The organism is Methylobacterium terricola (assembly GCF_006151805.1).
In the GTDB taxonomy this organism is placed as follows: domain Bacteria; phylum Pseudomonadota; class Alphaproteobacteria; order Rhizobiales; family Beijerinckiaceae; genus Methylobacterium; species Methylobacterium terricola.
Genome location: NZ_VDDA01000093.1, coordinates 1 through 1,533 on the forward strand (window position 1 = coordinate 1; position 1,533 = coordinate 1,533).

The 1,533-nt window shown below is 73.5% G+C and carries 1 protein-coding gene; it reads left to right on the forward strand.

What is annotated here, in order from left to right; all coding sequences use genetic code 11:
• Window positions 1-47: 47 nt before the first annotated feature.
• The coding region (locus FF100_RS36765) for an Ig-like domain-containing protein (protein ID WP_139040925.1) at window positions 48-1,533 on the forward strand (1,486 nt) is incomplete at its 3' end.

Below are 1,533 nucleotides of genomic sequence, written 5' to 3' on the forward strand. Positions count from 1 at the left end.
GCGGCAACGCCCTCCGCGTGGCCGATGCGGATGGCGGAACGCTCACCGTGACGCTCAGCACGGCGCAAGGCCGGCTCACCCTGTCGGGAACCACCGGCCTGACCTTCCTGCAGGGCACCGGCGCCGGCGACGGGGCGATGCGCTTCTTCGGTCCCGTCGCCGCCATCAACGCCGCCCTCGACGGGCTTCGCTTCGATCCCGCCGCCGACCGCAACGGCGCCGCGCAGATCTCGCTCGTCACCGTCGATCCGGCGGGGGCGACGGCGGCCAGCACCATCGGCGCCACCATCATACCGGTCGCCGACATCGTGCCGGATGCGGTCGCGACGGACGAGGACACCGCCCTCAGCTTCAACGCCGTCACCGGCACCAACGGCGCCACGGCAGACACGTTCGCGGACACGGCCCGTGCCGTGACCGCCGTCTCGCAGGGCGCGCATGGCAGCGTCGCCTTCCGGCCCGACGGCACCCTGACCTACACGCCGGCGGCGGACTTCGCCGGCACCGACAGCTTCACCTACACGGTGACGGCGGGCGGGACGACCGAGACCGCGACGGTGACCGTGACGGTGCGCCCGGTCGACGACGCGCCCGTCCTCGCCCTCTCCGCCAGCCGCGGCTACGCCACCGGCTACACCGAAGGCGGCCCGGGTGTGGCGATCGTCGATGCCGGCGTGTCGGTGACCGACATCGACAGCGCCAGCCTGGCCTCGGCCACGGCGGTGATCACCAACGGGCAGGCCGGCGATGCGTTGTCCGTCGCAGGCGCCCTGCCCGCCGGCATCGTGGCCCACTTCGACCCCGCGACCTTCACGCTGACGCTGACCGGGGCCGCCACCACGGCCGAGTACCAGACGGCGCTGAGCCGGGTGCGGTTCTCCTCGTCCGAGCGCGATCCCTCCACCGTCCCCCGCAACATCGACGTGAGCGTCAGCGACGGCGTGCTGCGCTCGGCCGTCGCCACCGCGACCGTGGCGGTGACGGCGGTGAACGACGCGCCGGTCAACGGGCTGCCGGCGGCCCAGGCGACCGCCGAGGATACGCCGCTGGTCTTCTCGGCGGCGACGGGCAACGCCCTGACCGTCTCCGACGCGGATGCCCGGAACGGCCGCATCACCACCACCCTCGGCGTCCTGCACGGGACCCTCACCCTCGGCTCGGCCATCGGGGTCACGGCGAGGGACGACGGCACGGGTACGGTCACGCTGACCGGCACCGTCGCGGCGATCAACGCTGCCCTCGAGGGCACCCGCTACCGGCCGGCGGCCGACTATGTCGGCGTCGACACCCTGACCATTCTCACCGACGACGGCGGCAATACCGGCGCGGGCGGGCCTAAGAGCGACACCGACACCCTCGCGATCGCCGTCACCGCCGTGAACGACGCGCCGGTCAACGGCGTTCCCGGCCCCCAGACCGTGGACGAGGACACCCCCCTCGTCTTCGCCCCGGGCAACGGCAACGCCCTCACCGTCGCGGACGTCGATGCCGGCAGCGGCCGCGTGACCACGACGCTCCACGTCCAGCACGGCA